The sequence below is a fragment of the Thermocrinis minervae genome, from assembly GCF_900142435.1.
Lineage (GTDB): Bacteria > Aquificota > Aquificia > Aquificales > Aquificaceae > Thermocrinis_A > Thermocrinis_A minervae.
Map to the genome: position 1 here is coordinate 790,240 of NZ_LT670846.1, position 17,193 is coordinate 807,432.

Annotated in this window: 19 protein-coding genes and 1 CRISPR repeat array; of the genes, 8 read left to right on the forward strand and 11 right to left on the reverse strand. The window is 44.3% G+C overall.

The window, feature by feature from the left end; all coding sequences use genetic code 11:
• The first annotated feature begins 464 nt into the window (after nt 1–464).
• A CRISPR array of direct repeats spans nt 465–1,554; the repeat unit is 29 nt; unit sequence GTTTCTAATCTTCCTGGTGGAGTTGAAAG.
• A gap of 41 nt (nt 1,555–1,595) precedes the next feature.
• From B5444_RS04315 to tmk, 3 genes are all read left to right on the forward strand, one after another.
• Complete coding sequence (locus B5444_RS04315) at nt 1,596–2,120, forward strand: thermonuclease family protein (RefSeq protein WP_079654008.1); 525 nt, start codon at nt 1,596–1,598, stop codon at nt 2,118–2,120.
• Nucleotides 2,121–2,191: 71 nt separating this feature from the next.
• Entirely contained in the window at nt 2,192–3,235 is a 1,044-nt protein-coding gene (alr, locus tag B5444_RS04320) for an alanine racemase (protein ID WP_079654009.1), read from the forward strand.
• Nucleotides 3,207–3,818, forward strand: coding sequence for a dTMP kinase (gene tmk / locus B5444_RS04325; protein ID WP_079654010.1), 612 nt, complete (start codon nt 3,207–3,209; stop codon nt 3,816–3,818). Before alr ends, tmk begins: the two co-directional genes overlap by 29 nt.
• Here the strand turns inward: tmk and B5444_RS04330 are convergent.
• From B5444_RS04330 to B5444_RS04340, 3 genes are read right to left on the reverse strand one after another with little or no spacing between them, the layout of a single operon-like run.
• A complete protein-coding gene (locus B5444_RS04330; protein ID WP_231967078.1) occupies nt 3,815–4,741 on the reverse strand; it encodes a TerC family protein in 927 nt (308 codons plus the stop codon). The genes tmk and B5444_RS04330 overlap by 4 nt on opposite strands.
• Nucleotides 4,725–5,672 carry a bifunctional phosphoglucose/phosphomannose isomerase gene (locus B5444_RS04335; RefSeq protein WP_079654011.1) on the reverse strand — a complete coding sequence of 316 codons (948 nt, stop codon included), beginning with the start codon at nt 5,670–5,672 and terminating at the stop codon, nt 4,725–4,727. The genes B5444_RS04330 and B5444_RS04335 overlap by 17 nt, the downstream gene beginning before the upstream one ends.
• The gene (locus B5444_RS04340; protein ID WP_079654012.1) at nt 5,669–6,367 is read right to left on the reverse strand and encodes a hypothetical protein; all 699 of its coding nucleotides are present in this window, start codon (nt 6,365–6,367) and stop codon (nt 5,669–5,671) included. Before B5444_RS04340 ends, B5444_RS04335 begins: the two co-directional genes overlap by 4 nt.
• Nucleotides 6,368–6,406: 39 nt before the next feature.
• On the opposite strand from B5444_RS04340, the gene B5444_RS04345 reads away from it, so the two are divergent.
• From B5444_RS04345 to B5444_RS04355, 3 genes are read left to right on the forward strand one after another with little or no spacing between them, the layout of a single operon-like run.
• The gene (locus B5444_RS04345; protein WP_079654013.1) at nt 6,407–6,865 is read left to right on the forward strand and encodes a ribosome maturation factor RimP; all 459 of its coding nucleotides are present in this window, start codon (nt 6,407–6,409) and stop codon (nt 6,863–6,865) included.
• A 2-nt stretch (nt 6,866–6,867) separates the two neighbouring features.
• Entirely contained in the window at nt 6,868–7,842 is a 975-nt protein-coding gene (nusA, locus tag B5444_RS04350; protein WP_079654014.1) for a transcription termination factor NusA, read from the forward strand.
• 1 nt (nt 7,843) lies between these two features.
• A complete protein-coding gene (locus B5444_RS04355) occupies nt 7,844–9,109 on the forward strand; it encodes a class I SAM-dependent RNA methyltransferase (protein WP_079654015.1) in 1,266 nt (421 codons plus the stop codon).
• On the opposite strand, the gene frr is transcribed toward B5444_RS04355, so the two are convergent.
• The 4 genes from frr to rpsB are packed head-to-tail and all read right to left on the reverse strand — an operon-like array spanning nt 9,096 to nt 12,095.
• Nucleotides 9,096–9,641, reverse strand: a complete 546-nt coding sequence (gene frr, locus B5444_RS04360; RefSeq protein WP_079654652.1) for a ribosome recycling factor — start codon at nt 9,639–9,641, stop codon at nt 9,096–9,098. The genes B5444_RS04355 and frr overlap by 14 nt on opposite strands.
• A gap of 12 nt (nt 9,642–9,653) precedes the next feature.
• Entirely contained in the window at nt 9,654–10,382 is a 729-nt protein-coding gene (gene pyrH, locus B5444_RS04365; protein WP_079654016.1) for a UMP kinase, read from the reverse strand.
• The gene (gene tsf, locus B5444_RS04370) at nt 10,382–11,245 is read right to left on the reverse strand and encodes a translation elongation factor Ts (protein WP_079654017.1); all 864 of its coding nucleotides are present in this window, start codon (nt 11,243–11,245) and stop codon (nt 10,382–10,384) included. Before tsf ends, pyrH begins: the two co-directional genes overlap by 1 nt.
• 16 nt (nt 11,246–11,261) lie before the next feature.
• Nucleotides 11,262–12,095, reverse strand: a complete 834-nt coding sequence (gene rpsB / locus B5444_RS04375) for a 30S ribosomal protein S2 (RefSeq protein WP_079654018.1) — start codon at nt 12,093–12,095, stop codon at nt 11,262–11,264.
• A gap of 123 nt (nt 12,096–12,218) precedes the next feature.
• On the opposite strand from rpsB, the gene ffh reads away from it, so the two are divergent.
• Nucleotides 12,219–13,541 (forward strand): signal recognition particle protein, encoded by a 1,323-nt coding sequence (gene ffh, locus B5444_RS04380; RefSeq protein ID WP_079654019.1) that lies wholly within the window; start codon nt 12,219–12,221, stop codon nt 13,539–13,541.
• On the opposite strand, the gene B5444_RS04385 is transcribed toward ffh, so the two are convergent.
• Genes B5444_RS04385 through B5444_RS04400 form a run of 4 tightly spaced genes read right to left on the reverse strand, consistent with a single transcriptional unit; the run spans nt 13,515 to nt 16,446 of the window.
• The gene (locus B5444_RS04385; protein ID WP_079654020.1) at nt 13,515–13,964 is read right to left on the reverse strand and encodes a tetratricopeptide repeat protein; all 450 of its coding nucleotides are present in this window, start codon (nt 13,962–13,964) and stop codon (nt 13,515–13,517) included. The genes ffh and B5444_RS04385 overlap by 27 nt on opposite strands.
• Nucleotides 13,961–14,581, reverse strand: coding sequence for an EAL domain-containing protein (locus tag B5444_RS04390; RefSeq protein ID WP_079654021.1), 621 nt, complete (start codon nt 14,579–14,581; stop codon nt 13,961–13,963). The genes B5444_RS04385 and B5444_RS04390 overlap by 4 nt, the downstream gene beginning before the upstream one ends.
• Nucleotides 14,574–15,194, reverse strand: a complete 621-nt coding sequence (locus tag B5444_RS04395; protein ID WP_231967178.1) for an L-threonylcarbamoyladenylate synthase — start codon at nt 15,192–15,194, stop codon at nt 14,574–14,576. Before B5444_RS04395 ends, B5444_RS04390 begins: the two co-directional genes overlap by 8 nt.
• The gene (locus tag B5444_RS04400) at nt 15,184–16,446 is read right to left on the reverse strand and encodes an NfeD family protein (RefSeq protein ID WP_079654023.1); all 1,263 of its coding nucleotides are present in this window, start codon (nt 16,444–16,446) and stop codon (nt 15,184–15,186) included. The genes B5444_RS04395 and B5444_RS04400 overlap by 11 nt, the downstream gene beginning before the upstream one ends.
• Nucleotides 16,447–16,464: 18 nt before the next feature.
• Between B5444_RS04400 and B5444_RS04405 the strand changes: the two genes are divergently transcribed.
• The gene (locus B5444_RS04405; protein ID WP_079654024.1) at nt 16,465–17,193 is read left to right on the forward strand and encodes a flagellar hook-basal body protein; all 729 of its coding nucleotides are present in this window, start codon (nt 16,465–16,467) and stop codon (nt 17,191–17,193) included.

Consider the following 17,193-nt stretch of genomic DNA (forward strand, 5'->3'; position numbering starts at 1 on the left):
CCTTGAGACTCAAGACTTCTACGAGATTTGTTTTTACGAAAAACAAAAGGTTGTAACTTTTATGGTATAAAAAATCCGCTACATTTACTCCCTACCTTTCTCATCCTTGTAGTACAAGGGTTTTGTATGGGTACTTTTGGAAATACTTTTGAAAAAACGCAATTTTTTGCACTTTTTGACTTTATGGGTGTCTAAAACTGATGTGTATCTTTTAAAAAGCTTGAAAATCAGGGATTTGGGAAGGGTGTGGAGAGTCTTTATTTTTAAATTTTTAGATATCTGGATTCTTCATATTTATGCATTTCTGAGGCTTGACACTCAATGACTTTAGGAGGGTGAAAGTGCTGTTTTTGAGGGTCCTTCTGGCCCACTGGCGGTTTCCGGAAATGCACCTTCATTTGAGGGGGGTACCCCCTTGACAAAATCTTTGAAGTGTGTATAATAGATAGATAGGTAAAGTTGAGGTTTCTAATCTTCCTGGTGGAGTTGAAAGGCATGTAAAGCTCGGGAGCTTCAGGTTCACTGCGGAAGGTTTCTAATCTTCCTGGTGGAGTTGAAAGGGCTGTGATAAAGATCTTCCTATCCATGGCTTACCTGTTTCTAATCTTCCTGGTGGAGTTGAAAGCAGGAATAGGAGTAGCAAAACTAAACTCCACCTGGAAGTTTCTAATCTTCCTGGTGGAGTTGAAAGGGCCTGAGGGGATTAGCATGACTCCACTGAGAGGTACTGTTTCTAATCTTCCTGGTGGAGTTGAAAGGCTATCATTCAAAGCAACGTCCCTGGCAAAGATCTTCAAGTTTCTAATCTTCCTGGTGGAGTTGAAAGTCGGGTTCTCGTGGTGGTAAACGGGGGATTATAAGGGTTTCTAATCTTCCTGGTGGAGTTGAAAGTGAGAATCAACGACTTGCCGGTTTTGTTATGCATGTTATGTTTCTAATCTTCCTGGTGGAGTTGAAAGTTGAGATGTCACCGTAGTCGACATTAAGAACAAGGTCGTTTCTAATCTTCCTGGTGGAGTTGAAAGCTGGCCAACCTTACTGATGCGGACCTGTTTGACAAGGTTTCTAATCTTCCTGGTGGAGTTGAAAGTCGTTTATCAAGCTCAGGGTAATGTGCGTATCCTTGTGTTTCTAATCTTCCTGGTGGAGTTGAAAGTCGTGAGCGGGATTATACTTTTTGAAGAGGGTAAAGCGTTTCTAATCTTCCTGGTGGAGTTGAAAGCAAGGCCGCATATCGTACATAAAAGAGTCTTGTATAAGGTTTCTAATCTTCCTGGTGGAGTTGAAAGGCACGTACCCAGTCCCGTACGGAACACGTACTGCATTGTTTCTAATCTTCCTGGTGGAGTTGAAAGGGAAAATTAGAACCCCACCCTGGCCGTGGGTGCTGTACGTTTCTAATCTTCCTGGTGGAGTTGAAAGCAGCTGTATTGCTGTGGCGGCCTTGATCTTGACTGCTTGTTTCTAATCTTCCTGGTGGAGTTGAAAGCGGTACTGGCAGGAGGGAGTTTTATACTCATCGAGAGTTTCTAATCTTCCTGGTGGAGTTGAAAGTGTTGTAGGGAGTTATACTTACAAACAAAGGAGTGTTTGCCATGAGGAAGTACGCTGTGTTTCCTGTGATCTTGTTGCTTTTGGCGTTCAGCTTTAGCAGTGGGTTTTTATTTGACCATCTAGGCAAGAAGGAAGCAGTGGTACATCATGTAACGGATGGGGATACCATAGTGGTGATAATAGATGGAAAGAAGGAGAGGGTGAGGTTGATAGGGATAGATGCTCCAGAGAGTAGCATAAACCCAAGGATCGAAAAGCAGAGGTCTTTAGGAGATGTTCAGACAATTCTCAAGATGGGACAAGAGGCTAAGGAGTATGTGCAATCCTTAGTAAAGCCGGGGGACAAGGTGTACCTAGAGTTTGATGTCCAGCAGAGGGATAAGTATGGAAGATTGCTGGCGTATGTGTATTTAAAAGACGGAAGGATGCTAAATAAAGAGATAATATGCAACGGCTATGCCATGCCCTTAACCATACCACCCAACGTAAAGTATGCAGATGAGTTTAGAAGGTGCTACATACAGGCAAGAGAAAAAGGCTTAGGCCTCTGGAAGGAAACCAAGTAATGAAATATGGAGAAAAATTGAAAATAAAGCGGTTTCTAAAAACCCTTAGGTAAAGGCATTAAAATAGAACTATGTCCAGAGCCGTCCTTGAGATATCCAAGGAAGCCATCAGACATAACGCAAGAGCTCTTTCTTCCTACTCAGGTAAAAAGGTAATAGCTGTTATAAAGGCAAACGGATACGGTGTAGGTGCTGTCCAAATGGCCAGTATTCTGGAGGATATGCCAGAAGTAGAAGGGTATGCTGTTGCTTGCGTGGAGGAGGGTATAGAGCTAAGGAAGGAAGGTTTTAGAAAAAAAATTTTAGTACTTGGTGGTGTCCTCAAAGGAGAAGAAAAGGCTTTTTTAGAGTACGAGCTTACACCGGTGATTTCACATGCAGAACACCTTAAGGCTATAGAGAGTGTTCCCATCAAGTTTCAATTAAAGTACGACACAGGTATGGGAAGGCTTGGCTTCTTCAAAGACATAGTCCATGACCCACGGGTGGAGGGTATTTTGACACACCTTTCTAGTCCACTAGACAAGGACTTTTCTCTTGCACAAATAGTATGCTTTGAGAGAATAATAAAACACTACCCTAAGCTTCCCTATGTACACCTGGAGAGCTCTGCAGGAGTTGTGTACAAAGTACCTTGGACTACCCACATAAGGATTGGCCTTGCCCTTCATGGAGAGAAACCCTTTCCAGGATATCCCATAGAGCTAAAAAGAGCACTCACCCTAAAGGCAAGGATACTATCAGTAAAGGAGCTTCCAAAAGGCTTTCCCGTATCTTACTCCAGAACTTACATAACAGATAAGCCCAAGAAGGTAGGGGTTGTCGCCTTTGGATACGCCGATGGCCTTCACAAGGTACTTTCCAACATTGCCCACCTATACTACAAGGGAAAGCCTGTAAAAATCTTGGGTAACATAACTATGGACATGACTATGGTAGATTTAGACGGTACTGATGCTAAAGTAGGCGACTGGGTTCACATAGTGTGTGAGCAGCAGAGTTTTACAGATCTTGCCAGGCTCGCCGGAACTATTCCCTACGAACTTATGTGTAACCTGTCAAACCGAATAAGGAGGGTACTACTAGATGAAGAAAGGATACTTAATCAGCTTTGAAGGCATAGACGGTTCAGGGAAAACCACTCTATCTAGAATGCTTTATGAACATCTTCTTAAAGAAGGCCACAAAGTCAGCCTCTATAGGGATCCAGGAAGTACAGAACTTGCTGAAAACATAAGGAAGCTAATCCTTGAAAACGATATGGATCCTACTACAGAGCTTCTGCTTTTTGAAGCAGCAAGGAGCAGCCTGGTGTGGGAGAAAATCCTTCCAGACTTAAGAGAAGGAAAAATAATTCTTCTGGACAGGTTCATAGACTCTACAGTGGTTTATCAAGGTTTCGGAAAGGAGATAAACCTGGGTACCGTCAACATACTCAACCACATCTCCACCAGGAGCATAAAGCCGGACCTCACAATCATAATAAACATTCCCCTTGAGAAGGCAGTAGAACGCCTAAAAACTTCCAAAAGTCGTTTTGAACAGGATCTGGAGTACCTAAGAAAAGTCAGGGATGCTTACTTTCTCCTGCCAGACATGTACAAAGAAAGAAGGTACGCTTTCGTAGATGGCAGTAGAGAACTCCAGGAGGTGTTTGAGGAGGTTAAAAACCTAGTGCTCAGTTTAATAAACGATTAACCATTGCCCTTTTTAGAAACAATAGAGGCGATCATAGATATGGCCAAGACACTTATGATGAGCAGTAAAGATACATAAGGCGGTATGTGGTAGAAGTTAGACACTAGCATCTTAAAACCTATGAAGGCTAAAACAAAGGCAAGCCCATAGTGGATGTAGTGAAAGAGGGGGAGTATGGTAGAAGCTGCAAAGTAAAGAGCTCTAAGACCTAAGATGGCAAAGATGTTGGAAGTGTAAACTACAAAAGGGTCTCTTGACACAGCTATGACAGCAGGTACTGAGTCTATGGCGAACATTATGTCCGAGGACTCTACAAACATCAAAGCCAAAAAGAGAGGTGTGGCGTACACCTTTCTGCCCTCCCTTATGAAGAAGCTACCAGACTCTACGCTTGGCTTCATTGGGAATAGATTGCTTGCTATCCTATAGGCCAAAGTGTTTTCTGGATGAAACTCTTTGTCTTCCATGGTGAGGATCTTTACTGCAGAAGCTATAAGGATAAGACCGAAGGCGTAAACTATCCAGTTTATCTTCTCCACAAGCCACAGACCTGTAAAGATGAAAATAAAACGGGTCACTATAGCACCAAGCACGCCCCAGAAGAGGACCTTATGCCTGTATTCTTCAGGTATCTTAAAGTAAGAGAAGATGAGGATGAAGACGAAGATGTTGTCCAAGCTTAGGGATTTTTCAAGAAGGTAAGCGGTAAAGTACTCTACAGTTCTGTCAAGACCTTTTGTGTAGTACACATAACCTCCAAAGGCAACACCAAGGGTGAACCAAAAGAGGGAGAAGAGTAAGGACTCCTTTATGGATATCTTGTGAGGAGTTCTGTGGAAGACAAAAAGGTCCAAAAAGAGGGCAATAAAGACTACGGCTCCAAAGACTAACCAGTTTATTTCCATTTCAGCTGGCCAGTTCATGCTTTATTCTTTCTATTACCCTAACAGGAATAGGGTCGTAGCCATAAGTTTGAGCTAGCAAGCAGCTTGTGTAATCCCCGAGATAAAGCAGGTACATGAGTCTCTTAAGGAGTGTGTTCCCTTCACCCTTCAGTATTATGGGAGCTATTCCCAGCTCCTTGAGTATGTTCTGAGTTATGTCAACCCTTTTCTTTATCCTTTCATGATCCTCTTCATCGTGCATGATCAAAAAGACTAAACAGTTTCTGGTTTTTGGGTTGTCAAGACCTACTACCTCGTTATGGTGCATCTCGGGAAGGGTTACATAATAGCAGAGGCTTTTGGAGTTTTCGTTTATCTGAGTTTTCCACCTGAAGGCTACAGGTTCTGTTAGGGGTGTAGCGTAGATTATCGGAACATAACCGTAAAGCCTTTTAGCTATGTAATCTGCTTCCTTCTTTATATTCTCTTTGCTGTCCTCAAGATGCTCTGAAACGTCCTTCATACTGATACCAAATAGGGAAAGCAAAGATGAGAGCATGTACCCAAAAGCATACCTAGGGGGAAAACCTTCTGGTAGGGAAATGTGGAGTACTCCGTGCATTAGAGCAAGTTCTTTTAGCTTTCCGCCCGAGCTTATAGCCACAAGCCTGCATCTCCTCTCTAGTGCTTGCTCAAAAACGCTTATTGTCTCCTCCGTGTTACCGCTGTAACTTGTACATACTACAAGCCAGTCCTCTCCTACGAACCTGGGAAGGTCGTATCCCCTTAAAGACAGCATAGGAAGGTTTAGGTCCCTCTCAAGGAGCAGCTTAACAAAATCCCCTACTATACCAGAACCACCCATACCAGAGAAGATTACACCCTTAATCTTCTCAAGGCTTATCCTGTGAGGGAGGTCCACCAAAAACTGTTTTGGAAATTCTTCTAACAGACTCAGGGCTTCTGTCATAGATCAAACTTTACCATAACCCTTTCCTTCCCTGGGGGTGGTGCCTCATGTCTTAGCAGGTTTAAAGAGAAGTTAAGATTATCGTAAAGGGTTATAGAATAGTTGTCCCAGAATACACACGTACCTGCAAGACAGAAGTAACCACCGGAGGTAGGTGCTATCTGCTCTGCTATCAGCAGTGTGTAGTAACCCATGTTAGATTTTGCTGTATCCTCAGCCCTTACAACTATCTTTATATCAGGCATGAGGGGTTTTATGGAGCAGGTACATGCAAGCATTACCTTTTCCACTCCCTTGTTGTACCTTCTTACCTTGCTGCTTACTACAAAGTAAGGGTCTGAGTTATGGTTATTTACCTCATCAGTGACTTCATCAGGGTTTAGTTCCATACCAAACCTTCTGGCTAGGGTGTTACAAGTGTCGGCTATCCTGTCCTCGTTCTTGTAGTATCCTAGAAGTATGACCTTCTTTCCAAGCTCCCACACCCATTTTTCTACATCTTGGGCTTCCTTTTCCGTGAAGGGTATCTCTGGGTAGTTAAAGACTATTGTGTCGTATTCCTTTAGGCTTTCCCACTTGTCTACCTCATCTATCTGTATGCCTGCCTTTGTAGCTTCCTTCTGAAGTATGGAAAAATAGTAGTAGTCTGTAATGGTAAACTCTTGATGCGTTATACTCCAAGCCACCCTAGCCATGGTTTTAATTATATCATTCTTCTAAGCTATAATTTTCTTATGCGCATAGATGAAAAAGCGGTAGAAGAAAGAGTAAAAGAGTTGGTAAAACCCATAGTGGAAAGGATGGGGTATAGACTCTTTGACGTCGAATTCAGACCCGAGAAGGGGTGGGTACTCAGGATCATAGTGGACAAGGAGGGGGGTATTACGGTAGGTGAATGTGAGGAGATAAGTAAAAGGGTGTCAGCTTTGTTGGATGTGGAAGATCTGATTCCTTTTTCTTACTTTCTTGAAGTTTCTTCACCTGGCCTAACAAGGGAGCTTAAAAAGCCAGAACACTTTGAGTTCTTTACAGGTAGAAAGGTGAGGATTATCTTGAGGGAGCCTGTACAGGGGAAGAGGGAGTTAGTGGGCGTTATAAAGGGTGTAGAAGAGGGGATAGTTAAAGTGGAGGTGGAGGGTCAGGTGGTCCATATACCCTTCTCTGTGATAGCAAGAGCTAACCTGGAGATGTGAACATGGTGAAAAATCTAAGAAAGCTCATAGAACAGGTGGCCAAGGAAAAGAACTTGCCTGTATGGACGGTGGAGCGTGCCCTCAAGGATGCCATAGCCGTAGCCATAAAGAAGGACAGGAAGATAAGAGATTACTTAGACGTGGAGTTGGAGGACGAGGGAATAAAGGTTTTCTTGGTTAGGAAGGAAGGAAAGGAACCTCTGGATATATCACCTGAGGACTTGAACAGGTTGGCAGCTTACGCAGCTAAGGAGGAGTTCCTGAAGGAGCTAGAGAAAGCCGAAGAAGAGAGGGGTTACCTCGAGTTTGTAGAGCTTGAAGGCCAAATAGTGTTCGGAGTCGTCAGGAAGATATTTGAAAACTCGGACATACTCGTGGATCTCGGAAAGGTAACGGCCATACTCCCAAAGAGGGAACAGATTCCAAAGGAGAGTTACAAAGTGGGAGACAGGATAAAGGCTCTCCTTCTGGAGGTGAGAAAGCAAAAAGGTCGCTACCAGCTCATACTTTCAAGAACACATCCTAAGTTTCTCTTAAGGCTTCTTGAGTTAGAGGTGCCGGAGATAAAGACGGGAGAGATAGAGGTAAAGGCCATAGCAAGGGAACCCGGAGAAAGAGCAAAGGTGCTTGTAAGCTCCAAGGATACAAAGATAGATCCTGTAGGTGTAGTTGTTGGCCTGAGAGGTTCTCGTATAGCTCCTGTATCAAAGGAGCTTGCAGGTGAGAAGATAGAGGTCATAAGGTGGACTGAGGATATAGAGGAGCTTATAAAGAGAAGCCTATCCCCGGCACCTGTTACAAAAGTAAGGCTCATACCTGAAGAAAAGAGGGCGGAGGTGGCAGTTCCAAAGGAAAAGCTTTCCGTAGCCATAGGCAAACACGGTTCTAACGTTAAGTTGGCCAACAAGATTACAGGTTGGTATTTGGATGTCATGTCAGAAGAAGACTTCGAAAAACTTCAGTCGCTAAGACGCTAAGATGGAAGAGTTAACGCTTGATATAGAAAAGCTTGTACATGGTGGCTATGGACTTGCCACTTACGGCGGCAAAAAGGTTTTTGTAAGGTATGCCCTACCCGGCGAGAGGGTAAAGGCTCAGGTAATAAAGGAGAAAAAGGACTACATAGAGGCCCAAGCAGTAGACATTATACTGCCTTCTGCTTATAGGGTTGACCCACCATGTCCTTATTATGGCTTCTGTGGTGGATGCCAGCTTCAGCACCTAGAGTATGGACAGCAGCTTGAACAAAAGAAGCTGATCCTGCTTGAAGACCTATACAGGATAGGCGGTATAAGGGAAGAGCTTCAGGTGAAAACGGTAGCTTCTGCTAGCTACCACTACAGGATAAGGGTACAGTTCAAAGTGAAGGATGGAAGGCTCGGATTCTTTAAACCTCAAAGTAACGAGCTTATAGAGATCTCTGAGTGCATGCTTTGTCATTCGGAGATAAACGCGCTCGTTCCATCTTTAAAAGAGGTCCTAAAGAAGGCAAAGGATGTTCAAGAAATTCATGTACTCTACTCTCCTACAGAGGACGAGTTTTTGGTAAAGCTTGTAGGGCCTATGGCTCAAGATAAAGACACACTAAGAAAGCTTATGGAAGGAACGTTACCAAAGCGCGTTGTAGGCTTGGGAGACTTTCATATACTTAGCGGCAAGCTTATAAAGAGATCTCATGTGGGCAGGGAGTTTACCTTCATAAAAGTTGGAAACTACACTTACAGGGTGAGCAATGAGTCCTTCTTCCAGGTTAACCATACCACTTGGGAAAAGCTTATAGAGGAAGCTATTGAAGGTGCTTACGGAAGGGCTCTTGAACTTTACTCTGGAGTAGGCTTTTTCAGTCTCCCCCTCTCTGAAAAGGTGGAATTTTTAACAGCTGGAGAGATGAATCCCACATCAGTAAAGGACGCTCAGTACAGTGCGAGGCTTATAGGGAGAAGCAACATAACCTTTGTTCACTCCCCTTCTAAGGAGATACTAAAAGATCATGCTGGAGAGCTTGTGGACTTTGTGCTAGTAGATCCACCACGCACCGGCTTGACGGGAGAAGAACTAAAACTCCTGCTTCAGATGAAACCTACCCGTATAAACTATGTCTCTTGCAACACTTCCACCCTTGCTAGGGATCTCTCCATCCTTGTAAAGGGTGGCTACAGCATAAGGGGTATTACCCTTGTGGACAACTTTCCCCAGACCTACCACATAGAAAGCGTGGTGAGGCTAGAGTTTAAAGGGACATAATATCTTGCTCCTTTGCCTCCATAAGTTTGTTTATCTCTTCTATGTACTTGTCTGTGAGCTTCTGGAGTCTATCCAAGGACCTTTTTATATCATCTTCGGATATACCCTCTAACTCTTCTATCATCTCCTTGGCGGATCTTCTTATGTTGCGGACTGCCACTCTTGCCTCTTCCGTCATCTTATGGAGCATACGCACTAGATCCTTTCTCCTCTCTTCAGTGAGAGGGGGGAGTATAACCCTTATCGTGTTGCCTTGTCTTTGAGGTGTCAGGTTTAAGTTTTCCATTATGGCTTTTTCTACGGCGGGTACTGCGTTGGAATCCCACAGCTGTATGAGTATTTGGTTAGCTTCAGGCACCGATATGGTCCCTAGCTGCTTTAAAGGGACTTTGGTTCCATAGTACTCCACCTTTAGATCCTCAACAAGTGAAGTGCTTGCTCTTCCAGTCCTAAGACCTGCTATCTCGTTCTTGTAATGGTTTAGGGCCTTCTTCATATCCTCTTCGGCGCTCTTTAGTATATCCTCCACCATCTGCAGCATGGCTTAACCTCCCTTTATGAGTGAACCTACCTTTTCCCCCAGTACTGCCCTCTTTAGGTTGTTTGGTTTGTATATGTTTATGACCATTATGGGCAGTTTGTTGTCTTTGCACAAGGTCATGGCCGTATGATCCATAACCCTTATACCCCTGTTTATAACCTCTAGGTAGGTTATTTCTTCGATGAACTGAGCTTCTGGATTTTTGTAAGGGTCGTCTGTGTATATACCGTCAACCTTTGTTGCCTTTATGTAAAGCTCTGCTTCTATCTCTAACGCTCTTAGAGCTCCTGCTGTGTCTGTGGAGAAAAAGGGGTTACCGGTACCTGCTGCAAAGATCACCACTCTGCCCTTCTCTAGATGTCTTATAGCCCTCCTTCTTATGTAAGGCTCTGCCACCTGTCTTATCTCCAGTGCAGAAAGTACCCTAGTGGGTACGTTGGCCACCTTTTCTAGAGCTGATTGTAAGGCTAAGGCGTTTATGACCGTGGCCAGCATGCCCATGTAGTCACCCACAGCCCTTTCTATGCCCATACTTTCTCCCTCAACACCCCTAAAGATGTTGCCCCCACCTATGACTATGGCTGTCTGAACTCCCAACTCCCATACGGATTTTATTTCCATGCTTATGTATTCTAAAAAGGCTGGATCTATGCCGTACTCCTTACCACCTGCAAAAGCCTCACCAGAAAGTTTGAGGAGAACCCTCCTGTACTTGGGCTTCGGGTTCTCCATCAGCCCTCTCCTACTTCAAACCTTACAAACCTCTCTATCTTAAGCTCGGGAAGAGCTTCCTTTATGTAATCGGCCACTCTCTTCTTATCGTCCTTTATGAAGGGTTGTTCTAACAGCACCTTCTCTTGATAGAACTTCTTTAGCTTTCCTTCCACTATTCTATCTATTAGGTTCTCGGGTTTGCCCTCCTGTCTTGTCTGCTCAGCAAGTATTTTCCTTTCTCTCTCTAACACATCCTGGGGTATGGTCTCTACGCTTACAAACTCAGGCTTCATGGCTGCTATCTGCATGGCTATATCCTGTACCACTCTGAGGGTACTATCATCCAAAGAGGGAGCTTTGAACTCCAGTAAAACCCCTACCCTTCCTATACCGTGTACGTAAGCGTGCACGTAACCCTCGGCGTCAAACCTTGCAAACCTTCTGAGCACTATGTTTTCACCTATCCTTGCTATGTATTCCTTCAGTACATCCTGAACTTTTTTGGAAGGGTCTTCAAAGAAGGGCTGATCGGCCACAAGCTCTCCGCTTCCCTGTTTGTTTTTGTTTTCCTCCACGTGTGCTATGTGCTTGGCAAGGCGTAAAGCAAGCTCGTTGAATAGCTCGTTTCTGGCGACGAAGTCTGTCTCACAGTTTAACTCTATGAGAACTCCCTTTTTTCTGTCTTCTGAGACAAAGGCGTAAACTATTCCTTCCTTTGCCACTCTACCTGCTTTTTTCTCGGCTTTTGCCAGACCCCTTACCCTGAGTATCTCTTTGGCCTTCTCTATGTCTCCGTTTGCTTCCTCTAAGGCCTTCTTACACTCAAGCATACCTGCACCTGTAAGTTCTCTCAGAAGCTTTACCTGTTCTGCACTGATCATAGTAGCACCTCCTTGATTACTCTTCTTCCTCCGCTCCCTTGTCTATGTACTCGTACTTTTCAGACATCTCAAGAGCTTTTTCGAATAGAGCCTTTTCTTCTTCTTCAACGGTGACAACCCTTCTCCTGGGTACTTTGACCTCTGCAGCTTCCTCACCCAAGCTTTCTCTTCTCATCTTTCCTTCTATGACGGCATCGGCTATCTTTGATGTCAGGAGCTTTATGGATTTAATAGCATCATCATTACCAGGTATTATGTAGTCTATAAGGTCTGGATCACAGTTAGAGTCTGCTACGGCAACTACAGTTATGCCCAACTTTTTGGCCTCTGTTACTGCTATGTGTTCTCTAACAGTGTCCACTACCCATATTATGTCTGGTACACGCTTCATGTTGATTATTCCACCGTAGAGCTTACGGAGCCTTTCCATCTTCCTGCGTAGGTCCCTTACCTCCTTCTTAGGAAGCACATCAAACACACCGTCAGCTTCCATTCTCTCAAGAGTCAAGAGCCTAAGTATGCTCTTACGTACTGTTCTAAAGTTGGTAAGGAGTCCACCAACCCACCTTTCGTTTACGTAGTGGACGCCTGCCCTTTCGGCCTCTTCCTTTATGACATCCTTGGCTTGCTTCTTGGTACCTACGAAAAGAACCTCTGCACCCTGAGCCACGCTGTCAGCCACGAAGTGGTAAGCCTGGTCCAGGTAAACTACAGTCTTGTTAAGGTCTATTATGTGAATGCCGTTACGTACCCCATACAGATATGGGGCCATTTTTGGGTTCCATCTGCTCTTAGAGTGCCCAAAGTGAACACCAGCTTCAAGAAGTTCTCTCATAGAAACTACAGCCATAAACTAAACCTCCTGTCGGGTTTTGCCTCCCTTTCTCCAGAAACCCCACAGAGGGGCAACCCGTTGGAGAAAGGTGCGGTCTTAACTTAAAATTATAATATAAAAGTACGGAGGTGCTGAAGCTTGTTAGAACTTTTAACAGAGAAGTTCTCAAAGAGCCTTCTTAGACTTAGGGATTCCAGGAAGGTGACAGAAAAGGTAGTTAACGATGTTCTAAGGGACATAAGGGCAGCCTTGCTTGAAGCAGACGTAGACTACCAGGTGGTCAAAAGCTTTCTGAAGAGGGTAAGGGACAGGGTCTTATCCGAGGATCTAAAGAAAAGCCTCTCCCCGGCTGACAGTATAGTGTTTACCGTATACGAAGAGCTTACCAAAATCCTTGGACAACAAAAGGAAGATCTCAAAAAGGGTGTCGTTCTCTTCGTGGGTCTTCAGGGAACAGGAAAAACTACCACTATAGGAAAGTTAGCGCATATGCTAAAGGCACAGAACTACAATGTGACTGTTAGTTCTACGGACGTGAGAAGACCCGCGGCCATGCTCCAGCTTCAGAGGCTCTCCGAGAAGGTAGGAGTTCCCTACTACAGCTTTGAAGAAGGTCTTTCTGCAGTGGACATAGCAAAGAAGGCTGTTGAGAGGTACAAAAAGGAAGGTATGGACTTTCTGCTCCTGGACACAGCTGGAAGACTCCATGTGGACGAGGAGCTTATGGAAGAGTTAAAGCAGATAAAGGAAGCCGTAAAACCTTCTGAGATACTCTACGTGGCGGATGCTATGCAAGGTCAAGAAGCGCTGAACGTGGCACGCACCTTCCACGAAGCCTTAGGGTTAACGGGTGTGATACTGACCAAGATGGACGGCGATGCAAGAGGTGGACTTGCGCTATCCGTAAGAGAAGCCCTTGGAGTTCCCATAAAGTTCATAGGCGTGGGTGAGAAGATTGAAGACCTTGAACCCTTCTACCCAGACAGGATAGCCCAGAGGATACTTGGTCTTGGTGACATACAAAGCCTTGTGGAAAAGGTTCAGCAGACCATACCGGAGGACGAAGCTCAGGTACTTGCTACAAAGGTTCTAGAAGGAGACTTTAACTTAGAGGACATGCTCAGGATAATAAGGTTTATCAAGAACCTGGGCCCACTTGAAAAGGTCCTTGGTATGCTGCCGGGCATATCGGCACAGCTAAAGCACATAAAGATAGATGAAGAAAAGTTCAAGAAGACTGAGGCCATAATCCTCTCTATGACAAAGGAAGAAAGAAGGAATCCTAAGATAATCAACATGAGCAGAAAGCAAAGAATAGCAAGAGGAAGCGGTACAACAGTGTCGGACGTAAACAGAGTCTTAAAGGAATACGAGGAGATGAAAAGACAGATGAAAAAGCTAAAAGGAGCACTTGGTTTAGGTACCATGCCAAGATTACCAAGATTCCCCTTTAAATTTTAGGGCCTCTTCTATCTGTCTTAGGGTACTAAGGTACTCGGGCTTTTTCTGTATGCTGAGAGCTTTCTTTATGTATGGGTAAGCTTCTTCCGGCTTCCCCTGTTTATACAGAACGTAGGCCAGGTTGTTAAGAATATCCGGGTCGTTGGGCTTTAAAGCTATAGCCTTTTCGTAAGCTTCTTGTGCCCTTTCGTATTCCATCTTCTGGGTATAGACATTTCCAAGGTTGAAGTAAGCTTTCCAGAGTCTCCTGTCTTTGCTTATAGCCTTTTCGTAGTACCTTTGGGCTACGTCAAGTTTGCCCTCTTTCTCGTATATGTAGCCGAGCGTTAAATACTCTTCAGCTGTTAGGGGATAATCTAAAATCACAATCTTAGGTACAGAACACGAATAGACAAACAACAGAAAAAGCAGAAATATCCTCACTCTATGATCCCTACGATATGTTCTTCGTAGCCGAAGATGTAACCATGTCCAAGATCTGCACCTACATCTATAGCCAGCTGCAGTTTTTTGAGAGAATCTATCTTCTTAAAGCATACCAGAGAGCCAAACTGTTTTATGTATGAAACAAGCCTCTTTAGGTCCTTATGGTTTAGCTTGCTGTAAAAATCCTCCTTTAGTGCTACCACCTCAAAGGAACCAAGAAGCATCTGGCTAAAGTCCATAGTGGGTACGTAAAAGTCATCGATGCAGATTCTACCACCCGCGGTCTTTATCTTCTGAACATAAAAGGCAAGATCCTGTATGGACATGTCCGCATTTATGCATACAAACAGATCTGCTTTTTTGAGAAGCACGCTATCTATAGACAACTCTACGGGTAAGTTTATGAAGATGTTAATGTCTTTCAGGTTTTTTAAAGCATATTCTAGTACCGTGTTCTCAACTTTTGCCCTCACATCTTTGGACAATTCTAAGAAATGGATTTCCTCACCTTCCCTTGTATAAACTCTTGACAGAACTTTATAGCCGTACAAGGTATCATCTCTTAACCTTACTATAGATTCAAGAACCATACTTACTTTCAATCTTTTATCCATTTTTCTTCCCTCCCTTAAGCTTTTTCCAGAAATTTAGGATATGTTCAAAAGGTACATTACCTTCCCGGATAGGTCTTATACCGTTGCCCACTACTCTAACGACAGTGGAAGGTTTCCCTTCCAGTCTGCCTGCATCCACGTAAAGGTCTACGCTATCACCAAAGTATTCCATGGCTTCTTCCACACAGCTGGCCGGTTTTTGACCTTCTGGGTTTGCACTTGGTGCCACCACTACATCACCAAGCCTTATGAGAATATCTTTAAGAAAGACTCCCTCTTTTAGGAGCCTGAGTCCTATACTTTTTCTACCCCGCGTAAGGTATAGAGGAAGGCTTGTCCTCTTTTGAAAGACAACAGTCACGTGTAGGTCTAGTATGTCCAGCTGCCAGGGTTTTATCAAGAGGTCAAACAGGTAAGCCTGAGACTTATCACCTAGTAATACCAAAAAGGGTTTGCCGCTAGGCCTTCTTATGTTGTAGAGTCTTTCTACAGCTTCTTTTGATCCGGCTCTTGCGAGAAGTCCATATATGGTGTCCGTTGGAGCAAAGACTATCTTCCCATCCCTTAAGAAGGACAGGATTAAGTCCTTAGCCTTTGGATCGTCAGCTTTCACTATCAACCTTTTTTACCTCCAGTTTGAGACCCTTGACTTTCAGTATTTTAACCCTGTCCCCCTTCTTCACTTCATCCTTTGAGTGAGCGAACCATATCTCCCCGTTTACAAAAACTCTCCCTTCACCGTTTACGAAGTCTTCCAGAGCTTGAGCTTCTTGGTTTATTAGTTCTTCCACCCCAACTTTACTTTTCAGTTTCTGGGCTTTGAGCCCAAGCCTACCTACGACTAGGAAAAATACAAGGCTGGCGAGCACCACTCCACCTATCACGGATATGGGTATCCTGCCGTATGGGGATGTGGGGTCTACCAAGAAGAAGGATCCTATGGCCAGAGATAGAGTACCTGCTACAGTCAGCCCACCATGTGTAGGTGTAAGCATTTCCAGGACAAGCAGTATTATGCCGAAGGCTATGAGTAGAAGACCTACCCAGTTTATGCCTATTATCCCAAGGCCATAGAGGCCGAGCAACAGGCTTGTGGTTCCTATGCTACCAGGTAACACACTCCCTGGGTTATACAGCTCAAAGATAAGCCCATATATGCCTATGATCATAAGCAGATAGGCTAACGTAGGGTTGGTTATGAAGGTCAAAAACTGTTCCTTTAGGTTCTTCTCAAGGTTGACTATATCCTGGTTTTCTGTTTTAAGAACTATCTTTAAACCACCTTTCTCAAAGGTACGTCCGTCTATGTTCTTAAGAAGGTCCTGGAGGTCTTTGGCTATAAGGTCAATGACTCCTTGCTTCAGGGCTTCCTCGGCTGTGAGGGATATGCTCTCCTTTACCATTCTTTCCAAAATCTTTTCGTTCCTTCCTTTCTGCTTGGCTATACTCCTTACAAAGGCCAAGGTATCCTGAAGGATCTTTTCTTCAAGGACTTTGTTTTTTTCTTGATCTCCTACAGTTACAGGATGGGCAGCACCTATGTTAGTACCTGGGGCCATGGCTGCTATGTCTGCAGCTACGGTTATTATGGCACCCGCCGATGCAGCTCTGCCACCAGGAGGGTACACGTAGACCACCACTACAGCCTTTGAACTCTGGAAAGTTTGCACTATTTCCCTCATAGAGCTTTCAAGGCCGCCGGGTGTGTTGAGGAGGAGTATGTAGACGTCACCAGGAGTTGTTTCTTTTAACGTTCTTTTTATGTAATCTACCGTAGTGGGTGTTATGGGATCTGCCCATTGAGCTACGTAAACCTTTGCAAAGGATATAACAAAGAAAAGCAAGCTTGAAATCAGTATAAGCATGCTTAATAATTTTATTTAATGGCTTTAGATTACCAGGGGATATACATACTTGGGAGTGGGATGCTCCTACAGGAGAGGAAGCTAGACCTTACTGCCAACAACATGGCCAACGCGGACACTGTAGGTTTTAAGAAGGACCTTATGCTTGTGTCCACTTGGAGGACTTCAAACAATCAACCTTACGCTGGTATGTCTCCCGAAGATCCAGCTAAGAACTTCCTGTACCCTATAGTAGAGAGAACCTACACAGATCTGTCGCAGGGTGTTGCTAGGGATACACAGAATCCATTAGACTTTGCTATAGAAGGTGAGGGGTTTTTCGCTGTAAGGGATGGTCAAGGGAACGTATACTACACTAGGAACGGAAACTTTAGACTGGATAAGGATGGTTATTTGGTAAACGCGCAGGGTTATCGGGTGCTCTCGGACAGCCTGCAAGAGATAAGAATAGAAGGTCAAGTCCAAGCAGCAAAGGATGGAACGCTCTTTGTAAACGGGAACCTTGTGGCAAGGTTAGGTGTTTTCTCTTTGACGAACCCCCAGAAGGTGGGTGATACACTCTTTGTAGGTACTGCGGCCCCAGCCACTAACTATAGGATACTCCAGGGTGTGTTGGAAAACTCCAACGTAAACATCATACAGGAGATGGTAAACCTCATACAGGCGGCTAGAGCTCACGAGGCATACTCAAACCTTATAAGATCCCTAGATAGCCTTCAAGAAAAGGTAAACAACCTTCCAAGGTAG